The organism is Psychrobacter sp. PAMC 21119, assembly GCF_000247495.1.
Classification (GTDB): domain Bacteria; phylum Pseudomonadota; class Gammaproteobacteria; order Pseudomonadales; family Moraxellaceae; genus Psychrobacter; species Psychrobacter glaciei.
In genome coordinates, this window is sequence record NZ_AHVZ01000014.1 from 54,602 (window position 1) to 76,688 (window position 22,087).

The following is a 22,087-nucleotide window of genomic DNA, read 5'->3' on the forward strand; positions in this document are numbered from 1 at the left end:
AGTTAAAGTATTGCAAGGTAGCTTAAAGGTCGACCAAAGAGATTATAAATTACTATACAAAGGATTGAATATGATTAAGCAATACATGTCAGCCATGGGTGTCAAAGAAGAACAATATCAACATGGCGATTTTGAAGTCAATACGCCTATCGATGGGACGGTTATCAGCAAGATAACCTTAGATAGCGTTGATGAGGTCAATAAGAAAATCCAAAACGCCCAAGCAGCATTTAAGGAATGGCGTGTCGTTCCTGCCCCCAAGCGCGGCGAATTGATTCGTCTGCTGGGCGAAGTGCTGCGTGAGCATAAAGAAGACTTGGGCATGCTCGTATCATTCGAAGCTGGGAAAATCAAACAAGAAGGCCTAGGTGAAGTGCAAGAAATGATCGATATTTGCGATTTCGCTGTCGGCGTTTCACGTCAGCTATATGGCTTGACGATTGCTTCAGAGCGCCCAGGTCATCACATGCGTGAGACGTGGCATCCGCTTGGTGTCATCGGTGTCATCTCCGCTTTTAACTTCCCTGTAGCGGTATGGTCTTGGAATACAGCGCTTGCCATCGTTTGTGGTAACCCTGTCATTTGGAAGCCATCAGAAAAAGCTCCTTTGGTTGCTTTGGCGTGTCAAGCCATGTTCGAAAAAGCCTTGGCAAAGTTCGGTGATGCACCAGATCATTTGTCCCAAGTGATATTAGGTAAGACGGATATCGGTAATGCCTTGGTCGAAAACAAAGAAATTGCCTTGGTCAGTGCGACTGGCAGTACACGCATGGGCAGAATTGTCGGGCCTAAAGTCGCTGAGCGTTTTGGTAAATGCTTGCTTGAGCTTGGTGGCAACAACGCAATGATTTTGGCACCGACTGCCGACTTAGACCTTGCGCTACGTGGCATTATATTTTCAGCGGTTGGTACAGCGGGTCAGCGTTGCACCACATTACGCCGCCTCTTCGTCCACGAATCTGTCAAAGACGATATCTTACCACGCATCAAATCAGCTTACGGAACCGTCAGCATTGGTCATCCTCTCGAAGGCAATTTGGTCGGCCCATTGATTGATGAAGACAGCTTTAATAACATGCAATCGACCTTGAATAAGGCTCGTGAAGCGGGTGGGATAGTGACAGGCGGGGAACGCGTACTAGCAGATAAATACCCTGATGCCTATTATGTCACGCCTGCCATTGTCGAGTTTGATGAGCAAAATGACGTTGCTAGAAGTGAGACGTTTGCGCCTATTTTATATGTCATGACCTATAAAGACTTTGATGAGGCAATCGAGATGCAAAACGATGTGCCACAAGGATTATCGTCATGTATTTTTACCAATGACTTGCGTGAAGCGGAGACTTTCCTCAGTGATCGCGGTAGTGATTGCGGCATCGCTAACGTCAATATCGGCACTAGTGGCGCTGAAATTGGTGGTGCATTTGGTGGCGAAAAAGAAACAGGCGGTGGACGTGAGTCAGGGTCAGACGCATGGAAAGCTTATATGCGTCGCCAAACCAACACCATCAACTATTCAACAGAGCTACCACTTGCCCAAGGCATTAGTTTTGGTTGATATGAAGATGTATGAACACTCAGGGTGATTGATTGTTCATATATAAATGGTTAAGCACAAATGACTCATCATAAGTGGTCAAAAATAAGGTGTTCAGCGTGAACTGCCAAGCATATTTTATATATGTTTGGCACACCAAAAACTATAAGCAATCAAGGATTGGTTGTAATGACCATTGACGACTACTAAGGAAGGTAGAATTATCATGATCGATGACAAACCGCATGACCCCGCTGATGATGGCTACGGTCCGTCTTCTAGCTTCTTACTTGATATTGCCCCTCTCGTATTGACTGCCATGATTCTTATGGTGCAGTTTTTCATATTTAAAGACTTTACCCCGCACATTCCATTAGCCTGTGGCATCTTAATCACTGGCTTATTTATGAAGATGCGTGGCCGTGACTGGCAGGGTATGGAGGAGCGGTTTTTAAAAGTTATTAAAATCGGCTTGCCGGCGATGATTATTCTGATGGGTGTCGGTATGCTCATTGGTTCATGGATTATTGCAGGGACGGTGCCGACCATTCTTTACTATGGATTCAGTATTTTTTCTCCTTCCTCCTTTTTATTTTCAGTTTGTATTATTTGTGCCATTATTTCTGTTGCCACTGGTACCTCATGGGGTACGGTCGGTACAGTCGGGCTAGCGATGATGGGCATTGGTATGGGACTTGGTATTCCAGCGCATTTTACAGGCGGTGCTATCGTCTCGGGTGCTTTTTTTGGGGACAAAATGTCGCCATTGTCAGATACCACTAACCTGACACCTGCGGCAGCGGGCGTGGAGCTTTGGGACCATATCAAAGGTATGCTACCAACGACTGTCCCAGCCATGGTTACTGCCTTAGCGCTTTATGCATGGATTGGCATGGGTTATGGCGATGACAGTATTGATTTATCTTCTATCCAAGCCTTACAAACCAATTTGGCTGACAATTACAATTTAAGTGTCATTACTTTATTCCCTGCGCTTGTAGTCGTGATTGCCGCTGTGATGAAAATGCCAGCTATACCAACTGTTTTGGGCGGTGTTGTCGTGGCATCAGTTATTGCGTTTTTTATGCAAGGCGTTGGGGTCAGTGATATTTTTAACGTTTTACAAAACGGCTTTGTCAGTGAAACGGGCTTTGAAGTGGTTGATAAATTGCTATCAAAAGGCGGCGTCATGTCAATGACATGGGTCATTACCTTGACCATCTTTGCACTCGCTTTTGTCGGCTCGCTTGAACACTACGGCACCTTAAAAGCCATTATGGCGAAAATAGACAAGGCAGTAAAATCGCGTATCGGCTTGATTTTGACGACTTATGCCAGCGTCCTTGGTGTCGGTACTTTAATCGGTGACGTTTATACAACGTTGGTGCTGCCAGGGCGTTTATTAAAAGACAAATATAAAGAAATGGGCTATAAGCGCACGACACTCACGCGCTCTATTGAAGACAGTGGCACGCTGTTGTCACCGCTGATTCCTTGGAACATGGGCGGTAGCTTTGTTGCTGCAACCCTTGGTATAGCGACACTGACTTATGCACCTTTTGCTTTTGCTTGCTGGTTGTCGCCTTTGTTTGGCTTGTTATGGGCGTTCCTTGATAAATTTATACCGCGTGAAGAGCCTTCGATAGAAAAGCTCGACACGGCTACTTCAACGTCAATTAGTGACGTGTGACACGAAGGGAGTATGAGATGTTACAAGAGCAATGTTTATGGAACATGACTGCCCCCAATATTGAGTCCTATATTCAGATGAGTAGCGACACTCAAGCGACCATTTGTATCATTGGTGGCGGTTATACCGGGCTATCGGCTGCGATTCATTTGGCCGAAAAAGGCGTCAAGGTTATCTTACTTGAGAGCCAAACGATTGGTAGTGGCGGTTCAGGGAAAAGCGTTGGGCTGGTGAATGCAGGGACATGGGCACGCCCTGATGACTTAAATATTGCGCTAGGTGAAGCGGCAGGTGAGCGTCTGACAGAAGCGCTTGGACAAGCACCAAGTTTAGTATTTGACCTAATCAAACGTTATAATATCGACGCGCAAGCCACCCAAGCCGGTAACATCCATATGGCACATAATGCCAAAGGCGAAGTCGATGTCGATGTCAGATACGAGCAGTTGAGCCGTCGCGGTGCGAATGTTGAGGTGTTAACTGGCAGCAAATGCCATGAATATTGCGGCACCAAAAGTATCAATAAAGCACTACTAGATCATCGTGCGGGCACCATAAACCCGCTGGCTTATGTCAGAGGACTCGCAAAAGTCGCGACCAGTCTCGGCGTAATCATCTACGAGCATTCCGCTGTCGAGGCGCTGGAGAAAGTAGACGGTCATTGGTACACAAGAACTCCCAAAGCTCGGGTCAAGTCTGAGCGCGTCATTATTGCGACCAATGCCTACACCGAAGGCGAATGGACAGAAATTGCTAAGACTTTTTATCTCGTCGCTTATTATCAGATCGCTTCTGAGCCGCTCAGTGGAGCAGTAGCAGATCGTATCTTACCTTACAAAACAGGGGCATGGGATACGCGCTTGGCATTATCGAGCTTTCGCCGTGACAAGGATGATCGCTTGTTATTGGGAACGGTGGGTGGCAGGCAACTTAAACCAAAATCCTTCTATCAGTCATGGGCGAACGCTGTGCAAAAAAGCTATTATCCTGATTTGCCAGCATTTAACTGGCAGTATGAATGGTGCGGTAACTTTGGTTTTACGCAAGATCATATCTTCCGCGTTTTGGAACCTGACGAAGGGTTATTGACAGCGACTGCCTACAATGGACGTGGCATTACCACTGGTACACTAATGGGCAAGTGCTTTGCGGACTATATCTTGACTGGAGACAGAGCCAGTATTCCATTGCCATTTAAAACCTTGGAAGAGTCAAAGATAGCATTGGGTGCGATGAAATCTGGATTTACTGAAGTAGGGCTGACGCTCTATCATGCAGGGCAATGTCTAAAAATCATTAGATAGTTTTTTGGCTACAGTAGGAAGATATAGGGGGAGTATTGACAACAGTAAAGGTGTTAAAAAAGAGGAACAATATCTGTATTTATCTTTCAGCAGCTGATGTGCTATCATCGCTAGCTGATCTATCGTGGGTTTAACAGCTTTGTATCGTCGTCCGTTATTATAATTAATGGTGGCATACGAACCTTGCAACTTCCAGCACGATATAAAACAATTCTGGTAAAGCGCATGAGCCTGTACTCCGACATCCTCATTTGTGCCTAATTTTATTTGCCTATATGGGCTCGTTTTATACTTTTTCGTCGGAGTTACAGGAGTCTAAGGTGTCCAATTTTACAAGCCACGCTATCAACCAATCCAAATATACTCGTCGTTATCACCCGCGCCACCCTCTCGCGCAATATGCAGTCAATCAAATAGACACGCTTGAGCTGCGTTCGCAAGCTATCATCAAAGCCATGGGGTATCCTCTCAAACACACGATACCTGCCTGTGATCGCTTACGTCATGTATTGTCGAATAATTATCTGGGGCTTGATGGTAGTTATATGGATAAATACTTTACTGCCGATGAATTCTTAGCAAAGCTGTTTAACATACTTGAGATACCGTACCAGCCATTTGTAGAAGATATCGCTCAGATTAAGCATGACTTAGCGCATTATTCCAATTCTTTACCCGAATATAGCTTACGAGCCGATGTGAGTTTTACGTTTACTGCGGGCGCAAATTGGATGTCTCGTGATGGTGCTTCTCGGTTGGCTCAAGTGCAGTTGCCAGAAGGATTTGCCAAACTGAGCGAGAGCGAGCGTGCGTCGATAGTGAAAAAAGGTATCCGTGAGCACTATCAGTATTATGAAGGCAATCTACCTTATGACGGCATCATCCAAGGCTACCGTTTGACGGTTGAGCACAATAATGAAGTGGTTAACAGAATAGCGTATGGATTGCCAAAATCGAGTAGTGTTTAAGAGTCTCGATGATACCATAGGTCTAAAAATCGGCGTAAATAAGCTTTTAAATAGAGCAAAGCCTCACTTAATAGTGAGGCTTTTTCGTTTTCGTAAATTATCTAAGCCCATTCATGCTTCAGGCTTAGATATGGCTCGCCATAAAATGACGAACAGCGCATCAAATTCTTTATTTATCGGGGCATTTGTCTGCCGCATGATGTGCATCAAACCCAAACGGCTGATAAAACCCATAAACACATCGAACAGAATATATAGCGGCACGGTGTCGTTCAATACACCACGTTTCTGACCGTCTTCTAGTACCTCCAAAAATGCCCCAATCAGCTCCTTATTCTCATAAATAGCAATGTGACGAATGCGTGATACCGATACCGATGACAGCACCATAACCGCATCAGGATGCGAGTCTACGAAGTCAAAACATACCCATAGCGTCTTACGCAGGCGATCTTGCACGCTGTCAATGCCTTGCAAATGATCCATGATGCGTGCCGCCAGTCTGCCGAGTACGATATCCATCACCGTGTTGAATAGCGTTTGTTTGTCCCCGAAGTATTTATAGAGGGTTTGCAATGAGACGTTGGCAGACTTCGCAATCTGCACCATGGTCACTTCGTTAGCATCAAAACCTGCAAACACTTTACGAACCGCTTTTTCAATTTTTTCTAAAGTCGCAGGGCGCATATCTGATAAAGGTGCCAGTGCTCGGCTCTCAGTCATGTTAGGCATCTGATTCGTGGATTGCATGCTTTATCATTCCTTTAAGATAGAGAGTTTTAGACAGTTTGATAGCCACTTATTTGGTCGTTTGATACGCTAAAATTTTATTAGGTAATATGAATTACCATTGTTTGTTGATAGGTTGCGTATTGTCTTTCACTATCTTAGTATGAGTCTTTAATCTCAATAAATACAATGAATTTTTAGATTATACCAAACGGTAATTTACATTACCATAAGTGATATATTTATGCTCAATAGCATTTTATATTAACCGATAGCAACTTCCCATCGTCAAGGATAGACAACATGAGTATTGAAAAATTTACCCCAAACTGGATGACCGAAGAGCACGAAATGGTCTATGACAGTGCGCTTAAAATGTTCAAAGGTTGGGAGCCAAAGGATGAACAATGGCGCAAAAATGGCATGATAGACCGTGCCGCGTGGGAAGAGGCAGGTGAAAACGGTTTCTTATGTGTCTCTATACCTGAAGAGTATGGCGGCGGCGGCGGTGATTTCGGTCATGAAGCGGCGCTGTTATACGCACAGGCGGAAGCCAACCAATCAGGGTTCGGTGGCATGGTACATTCAGGGATTGTCGCCCCCTATATCTTGAGTCATGGCACAGAAGCGCAAAAACAAGAATGGCTGCCTAAGATGGCGACGGGTGAGTATGTGGCTGCGATTGCCATGACCGAGCCTGGTACTGGCTCAGATTTACAAAACATCAAAACCTATGCGGTAAAAGATGGCGATGATTATATTATCAATGGCTCAAAAACCTTTATCACCAACGGTCAGCATGCCAACCTGATTTTGCTCGCGTGCAAAACCGATCGGGAAAAAGGTGCGCAAGGCGTCTCGCTTATCGTGGTAGAAACGGACAAGGTAGAAGGGTTTGAACGTGGTCGTAATCTCGACAAGATTGGTCTGACCTCACAAGATACGTCGGAATTATTCTTTAGTAATGTGCGTGTGCCGCAAAAGAATCTGTTGGGCACTGCCGAAGGCATGGGTTTTATTCAAATGATGCAAGAACTGCCACGCGAGCGTTTAATCATTGCTTTAACGGGCGTTGGTGCGATGAAGCTGGCGATTAATTTGACGCTAGATTATGTCAAAGGTCGGGAAGCGTTTGGCAAACCGATTTGGAAATTTCAAAACACGCGCTTTAAAATGGCAGAATGCTACGCCGATTATCTCGCTGCCAGCACTATGTGCGATGCCGCTGTTGATGCCATGTTAGAAGGCAAACTGACAGTACCGCAGGCATCACTGATTAAATACTGGGTGACCGAAAAGCAGTGTGACGTGATCGACGAATGCGTCCAGCTGTTTGGCGGTTATGGTTATATGACAGAGTACCCAATCGCTCGCCTATATGCCGATGCCCGCGTACAGAAAATCTACGGCGGCACCAATGAAATCATGAAAGAGCTAGCGTCACGCTTTATGTAAGTGGCTGATCTACTTCTGTATTATTATTGACTCTACTTATTGGTTTTAACATGGCGATTAGGTTGCCATCATTGCTATTTTTTTTAAAAGAAAAAAAGGGATTTTTATGACTGAGACTGCTTACATTTATGATGCTATCCGTACTCCGCGCGGCAAAGGTAAAAAGGATGGCTCCTTATATCAGGCGTCACCAATTTGGCTGACCCGTACTCTATTAAAAGAGATGCAACAGCGGCATCATTTGGACACCAGTTTGGTTGATGATGTGGTGCTAGGCTGTGTGACACCCGTTGGTGAGCAGGGTTCTGATATTGCCCGTATTGCCGTCATTGATGCTGGCTGGGCGCAAAGTGTGGCGGGCGTTACTTTGTCTCGGTTTTGTGCGTCAGGTCTGGAGTCTATCAATCTGGCTGCCGCCAAGGTCATGTCAGGTATGGAGGATATGGTGGTCGCAGGCGGCGTAGAGTCAATGAGCCGCGTACCGATGGGCTCTGACGGCGGTGCATGGTATATGGACCCGCGCGTTAACGAAGCGACACATTTTGTGCCGCAAGGTGTTGGTGCAGATACCATAGCGACGCTGAAAGGCTTTAGCCGTACCGATGTTGACGCCTTTGCTAGCGAATCCCATCGCCGCGCTGCGAATGCGTGGGAGCAGGGCTATTATGATAAATCGGTCGTTCCTGTCACTGATATCAATGGCATGATGCTATTGGATAAAGACGAAACCATCCGTCCCAATACCAATGTCGAGACCTTAGCAGGTCTCAATCCTTCCTTTATTATGCCGGGCAAGATGGGCTTTGATAGCGTAATCTTGGACAGGTATACCACTATTGAAAAAGTGAATCACGTGCATCATGCGGGTAACTCGTCAGGCATCGTCGATGGCGCGGCAATTTGCTTAGTCGGTAGCGCTGCCGCTGGTAAAAAAGCAGGCCTCAAACCCCGTGCCAAAATCACGATGGCTTCAGTTGTTGGTTCGGAACCTGCCATTATGCTGACAGGGCCAACGCCTGCCTGCCAAAAAGTGCTCAAAAAAGCGGGTATGCAAGCTTCAGATATAGACCTATGGGAAATCAACGAAGCTTTTGCTGCCGTGCCACTCAATACTGCCGATGACTTCGGCATCTCGCTTGATATCGTCAACGTCAATGGTGGCGCTATCGCTATGGGTCATCCCCTTGGTGCCACGGGCGCGATGCTCATGACTACTGTCCTTGACGAATTAGAACGTCGCGACCTAAAAACGGCCATGATTACACTCTGTGTCGGTGGCGGTATGGGCATTGCGACTATTATTGAGCGCGTATAGCGCTAATAGATAATGCTAATAAATAGCGTTAATGGATAGCGTTAATGGGTTAATGGACAGAGCTAAGAGATTTTTAGTGATTTATATCGACATAAAATAATATAAGAAGGACTCAACATGAGCATAAACAGCGTAGATGCCATCAATGCATTGAATAACTTTTCTGCCGAATCTGATAATGGCATTATCACCGTCACGATTGACCAAAGCAGTCGCAAAATGAATGTCATCGGCGATGGTTTTACCGATACTTTTGCGGTGATGACAGACAGCTTTATTAACGATGCGTCCGCCAAAGGTTTGATTCTGACCTCTGGTAAAGAAACCTTTGTCGTCGGTGCTGATATTGACCAATTGGCCAGTATTAAAACCGCTGAACAAGCCTTTGATTTGGTAGAGGACTTAAAAGGCAGCTTACGCAAACTAGAGAAATCAGGTAAACCTGTCGTCGCTGCCATGACTGGAACGGCACTTGGCGGTGGTTTAGAGTTAGCATTGGCGTGTCATTATCGTATCGCGATTGATTCGCCTAAAACCAAACTGGGTCTACCTGAAGTCAAATTGGGCTTGCTGCCGGGTGGTGGTGGTACTCAGCGTTTACCGCGATTGGTCGGTATTCAATCAGCTTTAGAGCTGATGACCCAAGGTAAAGAGCTGCGTCCAGCTGCTGCTAAAGACATGGGTTTAATCGATGCCACTGCCACTGACAAAGCAGATATGCTCAAGCAGGCGACAGATTGGATAAAAGCCAATCCCAGTGCGCAGCAACCGTGGGACAAAAAAGGCTTCAAAATCCCCGGTGGTGACAGTAAGCACCCCAAAGTCGTACCCATATTTTCTATCGCGCCTGCCATGGCCAATCAAAAATCACACGGCAACTATCCTGCGATTACCCATATCATGTCTTGCGTGTTCGAAGGCTGTTTAGTGGATATCGATACGGGACTTGAGCTTGAGTCACGTTACTTCGCTGCTTGTGTGCTGTCTGCTGAGTCTAGAAATATGATTAACACGCTATGGACGCAGCTAAACAGCATCAAAAAAGGTCAGTCGCGTCCTGATGGCTTTGAGCGTTATAAAACTAAGAAGGTTGGTATTCTAGGTGCTGGCATGATGGGTGCAGGTATCGCTTATGTCTCAGCCAAAGCAGGCATAGCAGTGGTACTTCTAGATACCAAAATGGCAGGCGCTGAAAAAGGCAAAGCCTATTCTGCCACCATTTTGGATAAAGCCATTAGCCGTAAACGTTCAACAGAAGAGAAAAAGCAAGCGTTACTCAATCGCATCAAGCCGACAGTGTCTTATGATGATTTGGCAGATTGCGATCTGATTATCGAAGCCGTCTTTGAAAACCGTGAGATTAAAGCCAAGTGTACTGAGCAGTCTGAGGCAGTTATTGCTAACACTGCTGTCTATGCGTCTAATACGTCAACATTGCCTATCACTGGATTGGCAAAAGCCAGCACGCGTCCCAATCAATTTATCGGTCTGCATTTCTTCTCGCCAGTCGACAAGATGCCGTTGGTTGAGATTATCATGGGCGAGCAAACTGACGACAGCACTTTAGCAAAAGCGTTTGATTATGTCGTTCAAATTGGTAAGACACCGATCGTTGTTAATGACAGTCGCGGTTTTTATACGTCGCGCGTATTTGGTACCTATGTGTCAGAAGGTATTGCAATGCTAGGAGAGGGTGTCCATCCGCGCAGTATCGAGGTCGCTGGCATGAAAACAGGTATGCCCATGCCGCCACTGGCATTGCAAGATGAGGTGTCATTAAGCTTGGCTTTGCACGTGAGTGAACAGCAGCAGCTGGATATGCAAGCTGAAGGTAAACCTATCACTGTGCGTCCCTCGTACGAGATACTCAAAACGCTGGTCAATGAGCATGACCGAGAAGGAAAAAAGAACGGCAAAGGTTTTTATGACTATAAAGAAAACGGTGACAAAAAACTATGGCCTGAGTTGACCAATCTTTTTCCCACCAAGGATGAGCAGCCAACTCAGCAGGATATGATTGATCGTTTGATGTTTATCCAAGCCAACGAATCTGCTAAATGCTATCAAGAAAACGTCGTGCGCTCTGTCGCTGATACCAATATCGGCTCAATCTTTGGTTGGGGGTTTGCACCACATCAAGGCGGCACTCTGCAATTTATTAATTCGATGGGTCTAGAGACATTCATTGCACGCAGCCATGAGCTTGCCAGCAAATACGGTGAGCGTTTTGAACCTGCTCAGATTCTTGTGGATATGGCCGAAAAAGGCGAGGAGTTTGTAGATGGCTAATACAATAGCGCATTCTATGGCAGATTGTTTACAGGGGTTGCGAGTGGTCGATTTGACTCGTAACTTGCCAGGGCCTTTTGCTACGCGATTGCTTGCCGATTTGGGCGCAGAAATCATTAAAATTGAGCCCAAAAATGGCGATCCTGCCAGAGCCTTTGGCGAATTATTTAAAGCATTAAACCATGGTAAAACCACTGAGAAACACGACTTTCGTGATCCCAAAGGTATTGACGCTATCAAAGCGCATCTCAAAGATGCCGATGTGATGTTAGACAGCTTTCGCCCTGACGTGTTAGAGGGCATGGGATTAGATGCCAAAACATTGCATGCGATTAATCCAAAGCTGGTGATGGTATCAATCACTGGTTATGGCGTGGCGGGTGGCAGTACAGTAGACAAAGCGATCACTCATGACTGGGCTAATAAAGCCGGTCACGATATCAATTTTATGGCGATGAGCGGTGTGCTTGATCAGCTAAAGACTGCCACTGGCGAGCAGGCGATGCCTAACGTGCAATTTGCAGATTTGGCAGGCGGCAGTGATACCGCTGTGATTGCATTGCTCGCTGCTGTGTTCGCCGCCCAGCGTACCGGCAAAGGTCGTCATATTGCCGTCAGTATGACGCACAGCTTGTATCAGCATCTGGTCATGCCAAAGGCAACGGGAGCGCTGGTGAAAAGCTTCTCAGGACAAAAGCCAGCACCGCAGCATGATTTTTTGGGTGGTCTATTACCCTGCTATCGATTGTATAAAACAGCAGACGAGCGTCATATGGCCGTTGGCTCGCTAGAGCTAAAATTTTGGCAAGGATTGTGTGAAGTATTGGATTTGCCTGCGCTAAAAAATAGCCATTGGCAACTTGGTATTATGCCTAATACCTCTGAAAGCCAAGCGGCGGCTAAGACGGTAAGCGATAAATTTGCCAGTCAAACACTTGAGCATTGGCAACAAACTTTTGCGTCAGCAGATGTCTGCGTGACCCCAGTACTGACCTTAGAAGAAGCCCAAGCGCATCCCTTATTTGCACATCAAGATGAGCATGGTGCTACATCCGGCTGGCAGTAAGAGAGGATATTGATTTTATAGCCAATAGATAGCGCTCTCCAAAAAATTAATGACCAATGACCAAGGAAGGTTATGATGAAAAAAATTTGGATAGATCACTATCCGAAAGGCGTCGTGTCTGATATCTCAGCGGCAAACCAATCATTACTAGAACTGTTTGAATGCTCTTTTGTAAAATTTTCTCAACAGGAATTTATCACCAACATGGGTGTCACTTATACCTATGCACAGGTCGATGAAACCTCTAAAGCTATTGCTGCTTGGATTCAAGGACTTAATCTAGAAAAAGGATCGGTGATAGCCATTATGATGCCGAACGTCAATCAATATCTGCCCATCGTCATCGGTGTACTACGGGCAGGAATGGTCATTACCCTCGTTAATCCTTTGTACACGGCGCGTGAGTTGAGGCATCAATTGAACGACTCTGACTGTAAAGCGATATTTATTTTGACCCCATTTTGTTTAACCCTCGAAAAAATTGTCCATGACACGGGTGTAAAAATCATTGTCTATAGCGATATCGGGGATATGCTGGGCACTGTCAAAGGCAAAATCGTCGACTTGGCTGCCAAGTATATTAAAAAAGCAGTCCCGCCACACTCACTTAAATCTAATGCTCAGTATCAAGTACAAAGCTATAAGTCTGTCCTAAAAAAGGGTAGAAATATGAGCTATACCCGACCTGACGCGGATACTAAAGACATGGCGCTGTTAACGTATACAGGTGGCACGACAGGCAAAGCTAAAGGTATTATCGTCAGTCATCACAACATAGAGATTGCAACCTCGCAGTTTGAGGCATGGTTTCAGCCTGTGTATGCTGATGTGGACAATGATAAGCAAATGAATACCATTGTTGCTTTGCCGCTTTATCATATCTTTGCTTTTGTGGTTGCTATGCTAGGTTTCAGAGTGGGGCAGCACCTGACGCTCATTACCAATCCGCGTGATATTGATGGTTTTATAAAGACTTTAAACTCGCGGCCATTCCATCTTTTACCAGCAGTAAATACGCTATATCAGGCCTTGATGGCACATCCGCAGTTTAAAACGATTAATTTTTCTGAGTTAAAACTCTCTTTGGCTGGGGGCATGGCAGCGACGCCAGAAACCGCCAAAAAATGGCTCGACTCAACCGGTCATCCCATCTTAGAAGGTTGGGGGATGTCAGAAACCATTGGTGTGGGCACGGCCAATCCCTTTACCAACAAAGCGTTCAACGGCAGCATCGGCATGCCGCTACCTGGTGTAGATATCAATATTCGTGATGAGGATGAGACAGTTTTAGAAGTCGGTAAGGTTGGGGAAATATGTATTAAAGGTGACAATGTCATCGCAAGCTACCACAATATCGACAATACTGGGTTCTTCACCGCTGACGGCTATCTAAAGACCGGTGACATCGGGTCTATGGATGAGAAGGGCTACGTAAAAATCTATGATCGCAAAAAAGACATGATTATCGTCAGTGGCTTTAATGTCTATCCTAATGAAGTGGAAAACGTGATCGAGCGACATCCTAAAGTAGCTGAATGTTCCGTCGTTGGTATCGATGATGAGTTACAGGGACAGTCGGTCAAAGTCTTTATCGTTAAAGCTGATACCAGTCTAACAAAGGATGAAATCATGCAGTTCTGTAAAGAAGATCTGACGGGGTACAAACGTCCCAGACAGATCGAATTTATTGATGAATTGCCCAAGTCGACAGTCGGTAAGATATTGCGTCATGAGCTTAGAAAATCGGCTAACAAAGCGTGATTAGCGAATGGCTTATCACATTTGTCAGCACTCATGACTGATGCTTTATCCAACACTTTTCCTAAATGTCAGATATTCAGCGCTGATAGCGTCGGCATCTTCGATTTGCGGATAATGTCCCAATGCTGACATTTCTGTGGTATTGGCATTGGGAATCAATTCACGATAACGATGAATCATATGTTGACCTGAGATAGGGTCTTTGGCACCTGCGATCAGTTTAACCGGTACGTTGCTATTGATAATCGCGCCTACCCAACGTTCACGGTATTGTTGACGTTGAGGGATATAGTCAATCAACTTGTGCATCACTGCTAAACCATTATTGTGCGTTAACAGCTGCCATAATGTGTCGATGACTTCAGGGGTTGGCGGTGTTGCAGGTCCAAATATGTGTTGTAAGTTTTTCGCGAATTTGTTTTTGTTAATAAATTTGGATAGTAAAGGCCCTAATGGCGACAACAACAGTTTTTGAATCAGAATGGGTTTGTGAGTTTCAGGAAATAAGCCACCATTTAAAAAACAAACACTGGCAATGTGCCTGTCGCTGCTATCACTACTGTCATCAACTTGTCTCGCCAATAATTCTTGTGCAACCGTATCGCCATAATCATGCGCCAAAATATGATAGTCCTTGACATCAAGACGCTGCAAAACAGTCTCAAAAATATCAGCTTGCTCACTGATTAAGTAGCGCACGTTTTTGGGTTTATCAGACAGGCCAAACCCCAACATATCCAGAGTAATCACATAATAATGCTCAGTGAGCTTATCCCACATACCTTCCCAGTCCCAACTGGCGCTAGGGTAGCCATGAATCAACAGTAAGGCTGGCGTGTCTTTGTCTCCGCCCTGACGGGTAAAAATCTGATGACCGTTAATAGATTCAAGCTGTCCCTGCTGTTGCCATTCGCTCAGTGTTATCATCGAAGGTTACTCCTCAAATGACGGGTCAGTGCGGCGGAGTTTTCTTAATAAGGCGGGCCACGCAATGTCACCATTGGCTTCTTTAGTGACTTGCTTGGATGCCGCTTGGATACCAGCCAATATTTGCGGTGATATCAAGGTTAATTTACTGCCGCCGCTTTGTGCCTTGATTTGAACCTCGCAGGCTCTTTGCATGATATACATATATAAAAAAGCATCCGCCACGCTGCTGGCACAAGTGAGTAATCCATGATTACGTAAAATCATAAAATTGGCCTCGCCAAGGTCAGCGACCAAACGTACTTTTTCTTCAGGGTTTAAGGCGATACCTTCGTAATCGTGATATGCCAAGTTAGATAATGGAAATAAGGATTGCTGTGAGATAGGCAGTAAGCCCTGCTGCTGAGTAGATACAGCGACACCATCGCTGGTATGCAGATGAATCACGCAGTGGGCATCGTTACGGGCTTCATGGACGGCGCTATGAATGGTAAATCCGGCAGGATTGATATCGAATGCTGATGAAGACACTTTTTCACCAGCTTGATTGACTTTGACCAGATTAGAGGCAGTAATCTCTTCGAACAATAAACCGTAGGGGTTAATTAAAAATTCATCCTCAGTATCTGGTACGCGTGCTGAGATATGAGTAAAAACCAAATCATCCCAACCGTACGAGGCAATCAATCGATAACAAGCCGCCAGATTGACTCGCATCTGCCACTCTTGTTCGGTTACATGGTCTTTTACATTCGGCGTTGAATTATTGCTCATTAGGTCATCCTTGACTGTTTTGAAGGTGATGAATACATCATTTTTTTCGTAAAGTTTCCTTGAATCTATATCCTAAAATAAATAAAAGCAATTGAATTCTGTATTCAAGATGCCTGAGACTCGCTGATGACATGTTTAATATAGATATAGTCAGTGAAAATTAATATCGATACATCACGCACTGCTGATATTAATTCTGCTTGCTTGCTGTGCCTGTGCAGACAGGGGCTACAAAAAATTGATATCAGCCGTGTCGTAGCGTTTTAGGGTATTTTGACTATATTTGAAGGCAATAGGTTTTATTTGGTTTTTTAGCTTGATAGAGAGATGAAACGTTTGTCTCCTATCATTGAGGATTAGTGTTCGCATTGTTATCATAAGCAGGTGAAAGATATTTTCCATACTATTTATCGTGAAAAGCAATAAGTAGTAAGATAATAGTCTTCCAACTCTGAGCACATTGACCTCAATTCAACTGCGAAAAACATCCATGACTTCTTCACTACATCACCTATACTCTTTTCGTCGCTGTCCTTATGCCATGCGCGCCCGACTCGGTATCTTATTTGCTGAGTTGCAGGTAGAGCTGCGAGAGATAGCTCTGAAAAATAAACCATCTCAGATGCTGGCTATTAGTCCCAAAGGTACCGTCCCTGTTTTGCAGCTTGCTGATGGTGCGGTGATTGAAGAGAGTCGCGACATAATGGTGTGGGCGCTTGAGCAGACAGATCCGCAGGGGTTACTCAATGCAGCGGTCTTGCATCAAAGCCATACTCTGCTCGATCAAAACGACAATGAATTTAAGCATTGGCTGGATCGCTATAAATATGCTGACCGTCATATTGAGATGACCCAGACAGAGTATCGGCAACGAGGTGAAGTTTTTTTACAAGTTTTAGAAGAACTGTTGACTAAAAATTCATATTTATTGGGGGATAGCCCGACCATTGCCGATATTGGTATCATGCCTTTTGTTCGCCAATTTGCCCATGTGGATCGCGATGTCTTTTATAGCTTACCTTACCCGAATCTGCAGCGATGGCTACAACACTGGCTTCAGCAGCCACTTTTTTTGCAAGCCATGACCAAGTTTGCCCTTTGGCAAGAAGAGAGTGATATAGTGGTCTTTCCTTCTTGATACCAAGAGCGTAAAACTTCTGGTTTTCTTAACATTAGGACTTTAATAGACTTATCTAAAAAACTTAACATATAGCTTCTTATAGCAATAAATTATAGCAATAAATTTTTAGACGATACCTGTTCATTGACTCTCTCTAATAGATTCACAAAGGCTCTCAATGATTTGTGCAAGAGGTTTCATGACTGGAAGTCTTTGTGGGGCGATACGGCTCTACAAAGACTTTTTCTTTTGAAAAATGATAAAGAAAATGTAAAAATCTGACACAGAATAATAAAAGCCGATTGTGGCTGAATGAGTAAGCATACAAAGGAATAATGCGGTAACCTTAGGGTTATGGACGACGTTCGAATTTATATACAAAGGGAGTTGTAAAATGAAAGGAATTACACGTTTTTCGAACAGTTTGATGGAGAGGTATTTACCGGATCCGTTTTTGTTTGTCATTATCTTAACTGTCGTCATTTTTGGTATGGGCTTAGGGCTGACTGATTCTTCGCCTGTACAGATGGTGGCATATTGGGGTGAAGGGTTCTGGGCGTTACTTGCGTTTTCAATGCAAATGGTGCTGGTGCTCGTCACTGGTTTTGTCTTGGCAAGCAGCCCGATATTTAAACAAGGGCTGGGCAAGCTCGCTGGTTTTGCACGGTCGCCAGGTAGTGCTATTATTTGGGTAACCTTAGTTTCTCTGGCAGCGAGCTGGATCAACTGGGGATTTGGGTTAGTCATCGGTGCGTTATTCGCCAAAGAGTTGGCAAAGCGTGTTGAACATGTTGATTACCGTTTATTGATTGCCAGTGCTTATTCTGGATTTATCATTTGGCACGCTGGATTCTCTGGCTCGATTCCTCTATCGATTGCCACAGAAGGCCATCCGTTCGTTGACAAAATTGGTATTATTCCGACGACTGCGACTATCTTTGCGGGTTATAACTTAATTATCGTTGCTGCGCTGGTTATTATTGTCCCGTTATTAAACCGTTTAATGATGCCAAAAAGAGAAGATACCGTTACCGTAAATCCAAAGGTTTTGGCTGATCCCGTCATTGAAAAGCTTCCGGCAAAATCGGACATGACACCAGCAGAACGTTTAGAAAACAGTTGGGTTTTATCGATGGTCATAGGCGCATTGGGGCTTGCCTTTATCGTCTATTATTTTGTACAAAATGGCTTTGCGTTAACGCTCGATTTGGTCAACTTTATGTTCTTGTTCCTTGGCATCATATTCCACGGAACGCCTCGCAAGTATTTGATTGCCGTTCAAGAAGCGGTCAAAGGCGCAGGGGCTATCATCGTTCAGTTTCCGTTTTATGCAGGTATTATGGGCATGATGACGGCATCTGGTTTGGCAGCCGTTATGTCAGAAGCGTTCGTCAGCGTTTCGACAGCAGACACGTTGCCACTTTTTGCGTTCTTAAGTGCAGGACTGGTCAACTTTTTCGTCCCTTCGGGTGGTGGACAATGGGCAGTGCAAGCGCCAATTATGCTGGAAGCTGCGGAAATGCTTGGCAGTGACCCCGCGAAAGTTGCCATGGCTGTCGCATGGGGCGATGCTTGGACAAATATGATTCAGCCATTTTGGGCGTTGCCTGCACTGGCAATCGCTGGACTGAAAGCCAAAGACATCATGGGCTTTTGTGTCATTGTTTTGGTCGTCAGTGGCGTTGTGATTGGGTTAGGGTTGTTGTTTTTATAATTAAAAAATAGCCTTAGCGTGACAGCTTAATGTTTAGACCTTGCCTGATTGATGGGCAAGGTCTTTTTTTATGAAAATAATTCAAGTGGTATATCTATCGCTGCCTATCTAAAATTGTCCAAATAAGCGACAATACCCGCATACATTCTAAGCATATATTGAGAGGTTTATATGCCCTTAGAACCGCATATAGAAACATATATCGAAACGCATATTATTTTTTAATAGTAGACATCTATTACTGCTAACCCAAATAAAAAGGCAATCCTAAATGACCAATAGTAACCCATATGATTTTGCACCTTTACAGCCCACAGGTAGAAACGAGACTGATACTGCCAATACCTATGCGCCTGAAGATATGATTAAAATATACGAGCAGCAGTTTTTGATCCCAGTACCTGAAGAAAAGCTAACTGAGTTTTTACCCGCATTAAAAAGATTTTATGACATCGATAATAATACGCTGGATGTCAGTGCTATTATTTTCGATGCAATCGCAGACTCCTCTATCATTTACAATCATAAAATTAAAGTAGGCGACTATCAAATACTGGGCGGATTGGTAGAGGAAGCGATCGAATATGATGAAGATAATAAAAATGATGAAGGTGTTGAAGATAAAGAAATTCAAGCCTATACTTTAGAGTGTCAGCGTACTTTTTTTATCAATGATGTAGAGATACTTTATCATTTTAATTTATTTATTTATGGCGATGGTTATTCTACTTTAACCAAAAAAGACACCGTGCTAGAAAAAATGTATTGGTTTGTTAGAGGTAGATTTGAAGAAGATTTATTAGATGACTCTGAAGACAATGACAGTTTAGACTCTATTAATAAGCAGCTAGCCAGCTTAGGTATTCGAGAAATGGATTTGACGACCATAGATGAGATCGTAAGCTATGTAGAAGACAGCATCATAGATGATGCCATGGTAGACGAGCTTAATAAATTATTGGATAATGCGGAATAGTAGTAAAGGTTAGGCATGAGATAAGCAGATTGGTTCGATAGATTTATGTCTTTAGCTTTCGAACGCCCGTTAAAGAAAGTCAATGCTATAGCGCTGTTTTAGTCTGGGTCGTTTTTTGACCCATTTATACTAAAGAGTGCTTTGTTTAACAATTATTGCTGCTTAAGAGTTTTACTATTATTAGAATTGGCATGAAATATGCATAATATATCATATTAAGTTCAAAACGTTATCTCAAAAAAATTAACAATCAGGAAGTTATCATGAGAAAAATATTAAGAACCACTATTGCGACTCTTGTTCTGCCTACTATGTTTTTTGGTGTCTCTGGCTGTAGTATGACAGGCAGTGGCAGTATCGATAACGAGGGTGACAGCCGCCGAGTGAGTAATGTTGTATGGAATAATCAGGTCGATACAGACTTCCGTGACTTGTTATCATCAGAAGTAAGTAGTGATGAAACTCGATTGGTATTTATTCGTAAAAATGATGACGATCTAGAGCAAACCAGTGCCAATATTTCTGTCAATAATAGGTATCAGGTGAGCTTACACCCTGGTAATTATACTGCTGTCAATTCTTGTGTTGGTAACAATCGGCTTAGTGCTCATGCCACCGGTTTTAAAGACAATGATTTACTAGCAGACAAAAAAGACTACCAACTTGATAAAGGTCAAACGTACTTTTTTTACATTGATATGGACAACACTGGTAAGAGCACACTTGAGCAAATCACTGTTGCTAGCGCATTACCGTTATTAGAAACCAAGCGCTATCAATCCCATCAAGTCAGCAGAGTAGTGCCAAATTGCTTAGCACCTATTATGACGTCGCCACCAGTAATAACTCCGCTACCAGTAATAACACCACAAGCACCAGTGCTGGCTGAAAAAGTGACCATCGATCTCGAAGTTTTGTTTGAGACAAACATTGCCATCGTGCGCCCTGATTACTATAGCAAAATCTCTGAAGTCGCAGATTTCATGACGCAATATCCTAATACTATGGTTACCATTGAAGGCCATACCGATAGCCGCGCAAGTGACCGCTATAACCAAGCGTTGTCACAACGACGAGTAGATGCTGTAAAAGAGGTACTAATCACCCAATTTGGTGTTGCATCCGAACGCCTCAGCGCCATTGGTTACGGCGAATCGCAGCCAAGAGCCAGTAATGACACTGCCGCAGGCCGTCAGCTTAATCGCCGCGTCGTTGCTGTTGTAGAAGAACGCGCGCGCAACTGATACGCAACTGATGCTATGGCAACTAACATTGCCTCATAAAAAAATATTTTAAGCGGTATCACTGCACTTAAAAATAGAAGGTAACAAAATGAACACTATCATCGTAAAAACGAACAACGCCACTCAAACCATAAGCCAAATAGAGGTCGTAACCAAAGATGGCACGCCTACAGTTATCAAGGCTATGGAAAAAGTAAATTACGAGTTTCATGATACCGCCATTAATCGTGCGCCTAATCACATTATTACCAAACGTATTAAAAACGACCTTCATGTCTCATTCGAAGAAGAAGGTGAGAGCAGCGACCTCATTATAGAGGGGTTTTACGACAATGCAGATAGTGCTTTGCTTGGTATTGCTGAAGATGGTGAGTATTATTATTATATTCCAGACACTGGCGAAACTTATGATTATGTCACCCAGCTAGAGATAGGCGATGTGGAAGGGCAGGCTCTAGGTGGTCAAGAGTATGTGGCAGCAGCTATACCATGGTGGATACCCGCTGCCGCTGGTGTAGGACTCGTCGGATTACTGGCTAGTATGAGTAGTAATAGCCGAAACAGTGACAGCAATATTGAAGAAGGCACGTCACCACTGGCAACGGACGACCTCCAAACCGGCACGCTAGGTCAACCCGTGGTCATCGACGTGCTTGGCAACGACACCGACCTTGAAGGCGACATCGACCCAACCAGCGTCAAACTGATTGATCCAAACAGCGGTCTTGAAGTCACCACCTTAACCGTAGCAGGTGAAGGTGCTTGGAGTGTTGATCCCGTGACAGGCGCAGTGACCTTTACACCAGAAGCCGGCTTCACCAATGATCCGACCCCAGTGAACTATGTGGTCTCTGATCTGACCGGCAATAAATCTAACCAAGCCACCATTACCGTTGACTACCCACCAACCGCACCAAATGCCGAAAACGACCTCCAAACCGGCACGCTAGGTCAACCCGTGGTCATCGACGTGCTTGGCAACGATACCGACCTTGAAGGCGACATCGACCCAACCAGCGTCAAACTGATTGATCCAAACAGCGGTCTTGAAGTCACCACCTTAACCGTAGCAGGTGAAGGTGCTTGGAGTGTTGATCCCGTGACAGGCGCAGTGACCTTTACACCAGAAGCCGGCTTCACCAATGATCCGACCCCAGTGAACTATGTGGTCTCTGATCTGACCGGCTGAGACTGCCAAGGCACACAGGGGATAGG

General features: G+C 44.6%; 16 protein-coding genes. 13 read left to right on the plus strand and 3 right to left on the minus strand.

The annotated features are described in order from the left end of the window. The first annotated feature begins 70 nt into the window (after positions 1-70). The 4 genes from RH96_RS06085 (at position 71) to RH96_RS06100 (ending at position 5,502) form a co-directional block, all read left to right on the plus strand. Complete coding sequence (locus RH96_RS06085; protein WP_010198578.1) at positions 71-1,561, plus strand: aldehyde dehydrogenase family protein; 1,491 nt, start codon at positions 71-73, stop codon at positions 1,559-1,561. 205 nt (positions 1,562-1,766) lie between these two features. Next, positions 1,767-3,230 carry a Na+/H+ antiporter NhaC gene (gene nhaC / locus RH96_RS06090; protein ID WP_010198580.1) on the plus strand — a complete coding sequence of 488 codons (1,464 nt, stop codon included), beginning with the start codon at positions 1,767-1,769 and terminating at the stop codon, positions 3,228-3,230. 17 nt (positions 3,231-3,247) lie between these two features. Next, a complete protein-coding gene (locus RH96_RS06095) occupies positions 3,248-4,534 on the plus strand; it encodes an NAD(P)/FAD-dependent oxidoreductase (RefSeq protein ID WP_010198590.1) in 1,287 nt (428 codons plus the stop codon). A gap of 320 nt (positions 4,535-4,854) precedes the next feature. Continuing rightward, entirely contained in the window at positions 4,855-5,502 is a 648-nt protein-coding gene (locus tag RH96_RS06100) for a hypothetical protein (RefSeq protein ID WP_010198591.1), read from the plus strand. 111 nt (positions 5,503-5,613) lie between these two features. On the opposite strand, the gene RH96_RS06105 is transcribed toward RH96_RS06100, so the two are convergent. Then, complete coding sequence (locus tag RH96_RS06105; RefSeq protein ID WP_010198592.1) at positions 5,614-6,252, minus strand: TetR/AcrR family transcriptional regulator; 639 nt, start codon at positions 6,250-6,252, stop codon at positions 5,614-5,616. 282 nt (positions 6,253-6,534) lie between these two features. On the opposite strand from RH96_RS06105, the gene RH96_RS06110 reads away from it, so the two are divergent. The 5 genes from RH96_RS06110 to RH96_RS06130 all read left to right on the plus strand — a co-directional run bounded on the left by RH96_RS06110 (position 6,535) and on the right by RH96_RS06130 (position 14,117). Next, on the plus strand, positions 6,535-7,686 hold the full coding sequence (locus tag RH96_RS06110) for an acyl-CoA dehydrogenase family protein (RefSeq protein WP_010198593.1): 1,152 nt from the start codon (positions 6,535-6,537) through the stop codon (positions 7,684-7,686). A gap of 106 nt (positions 7,687-7,792) precedes the next feature. Then, entirely contained in the window at positions 7,793-9,001 is a 1,209-nt protein-coding gene (locus tag RH96_RS06115; protein WP_010198594.1) for an acetyl-CoA C-acetyltransferase, read from the plus strand. A gap of 117 nt (positions 9,002-9,118) precedes the next feature. Beyond that, positions 9,119-11,290: a 3-hydroxyacyl-CoA dehydrogenase NAD-binding domain-containing protein gene (locus tag RH96_RS06120; RefSeq protein WP_010198597.1), complete on the plus strand. Its 2,172-nt coding sequence runs from the start codon at positions 9,119-9,121 to the stop codon at positions 11,288-11,290. Beyond that, on the plus strand, positions 11,283-12,356 hold the full coding sequence (locus tag RH96_RS06125; protein ID WP_010198598.1) for a CaiB/BaiF CoA transferase family protein: 1,074 nt from the start codon (positions 11,283-11,285) through the stop codon (positions 12,354-12,356). Before RH96_RS06120 ends, RH96_RS06125 begins: the two co-directional genes overlap by 8 nt. A gap of 72 nt (positions 12,357-12,428) precedes the next feature. Continuing rightward, the gene (locus tag RH96_RS06130; protein ID WP_227500948.1) at positions 12,429-14,117 is read left to right on the plus strand and encodes an AMP-binding protein; all 1,689 of its coding nucleotides are present in this window, start codon (positions 12,429-12,431) and stop codon (positions 14,115-14,117) included. 45 nt (positions 14,118-14,162) lie between these two features. On the opposite strand, the gene RH96_RS06135 is transcribed toward RH96_RS06130, so the two are convergent. Together RH96_RS06135 and RH96_RS06140 are read right to left on the minus strand one after the other, a co-directional pair. After that, positions 14,163-15,044 (minus strand): alpha/beta fold hydrolase, encoded by an 882-nt coding sequence (locus tag RH96_RS06135; RefSeq protein ID WP_010198603.1) that lies wholly within the window; start codon positions 15,042-15,044, stop codon positions 14,163-14,165. A 6-nt stretch (positions 15,045-15,050) separates the two neighbouring features. After that, entirely contained in the window at positions 15,051-15,818 is a 768-nt protein-coding gene (locus RH96_RS06140) for a class II aldolase/adducin family protein (RefSeq protein ID WP_010198608.1), read from the minus strand. Between the two features lie 490 nt (positions 15,819-16,308). On the opposite strand from RH96_RS06140, the gene RH96_RS06145 reads away from it, so the two are divergent. The 4 genes from RH96_RS06145 (at position 16,309) to RH96_RS06160 (ending at position 20,872) form a co-directional block, all read left to right on the plus strand. Beyond that, on the plus strand, positions 16,309-16,956 hold the full coding sequence (locus RH96_RS06145) for a glutathione S-transferase (RefSeq protein ID WP_010198609.1): 648 nt from the start codon (positions 16,309-16,311) through the stop codon (positions 16,954-16,956). 376 nt (positions 16,957-17,332) lie between these two features. Then, a complete protein-coding gene (locus RH96_RS06150) occupies positions 17,333-18,652 on the plus strand; it encodes a short-chain fatty acid transporter (protein WP_010198610.1) in 1,320 nt (439 codons plus the stop codon). 271 nt (positions 18,653-18,923) lie between these two features. Beyond that, positions 18,924-19,628, plus strand: coding sequence for a hypothetical protein (locus tag RH96_RS06155; protein WP_010198611.1), 705 nt, complete (start codon positions 18,924-18,926; stop codon positions 19,626-19,628). A gap of 263 nt (positions 19,629-19,891) precedes the next feature. Beyond that, positions 19,892-20,872 carry an OmpA family protein gene (locus tag RH96_RS06160; RefSeq protein ID WP_010198612.1) on the plus strand — a complete coding sequence of 327 codons (981 nt, stop codon included), beginning with the start codon at positions 19,892-19,894 and terminating at the stop codon, positions 20,870-20,872. The last annotated feature ends 1,215 nt before the right edge of the window (positions 20,873-22,087 follow it).

Bases quoted from the DNA above. Each gene is read 5' to 3' on its own strand.
- RH96_RS06085 (WP_010198578.1), top strand. From the start codon at position 71: ATGATTAAGCAATACATGTCAGCCATGGGTGTCAAAGAAGAACAATAT.
- nhaC (WP_010198580.1), top strand. From the start codon at position 1,767: ATGATCGATGACAAACCGCATGACCCCGCTGATGATGGCTACGGTCCG.
- RH96_RS06095 (WP_010198590.1), top strand. From the start codon at position 3,248: ATGTTACAAGAGCAATGTTTATGGAACATGACTGCCCCCAATATTGAG.
- RH96_RS06105 (WP_010198592.1), bottom strand. From the start codon at position 6,252: ATGCAATCCACGAATCAGATGCCTAACATGACTGAGAGCCGAGCACTG.
- RH96_RS06110 (WP_010198593.1), top strand. From the start codon at position 6,535: ATGAGTATTGAAAAATTTACCCCAAACTGGATGACCGAAGAGCACGAA.
- RH96_RS06115 (WP_010198594.1), top strand. From the start codon at position 7,793: ATGACTGAGACTGCTTACATTTATGATGCTATCCGTACTCCGCGCGGC.
- RH96_RS06120 (WP_010198597.1), top strand. From the start codon at position 9,119: ATGAGCATAAACAGCGTAGATGCCATCAATGCATTGAATAACTTTTCT.
- RH96_RS06125 (WP_010198598.1), top strand. From the start codon at position 11,283: ATGGCTAATACAATAGCGCATTCTATGGCAGATTGTTTACAGGGGTTG.
- RH96_RS06130 (WP_227500948.1), top strand. From the start codon at position 12,429: ATGATGAAAAAAATTTGGATAGATCACTATCCGAAAGGCGTCGTGTCT.
- RH96_RS06135 (WP_010198603.1), bottom strand. From the start codon at position 15,044: ATGATAACACTGAGCGAATGGCAACAGCAGGGACAGCTTGAATCTATT.
- RH96_RS06140 (WP_010198608.1), bottom strand. From the start codon at position 15,818: ATGAGCAATAATTCAACGCCGAATGTAAAAGACCATGTAACCGAACAA.
- RH96_RS06145 (WP_010198609.1), top strand. From the start codon at position 16,309: ATGACTTCTTCACTACATCACCTATACTCTTTTCGTCGCTGTCCTTAT.
- RH96_RS06150 (WP_010198610.1), top strand. From the start codon at position 17,333: ATGAAAGGAATTACACGTTTTTCGAACAGTTTGATGGAGAGGTATTTA.
- RH96_RS06155 (WP_010198611.1), top strand. From the start codon at position 18,924: ATGACCAATAGTAACCCATATGATTTTGCACCTTTACAGCCCACAGGT.
- RH96_RS06160 (WP_010198612.1), top strand. From the start codon at position 19,892: ATGAGAAAAATATTAAGAACCACTATTGCGACTCTTGTTCTGCCTACT.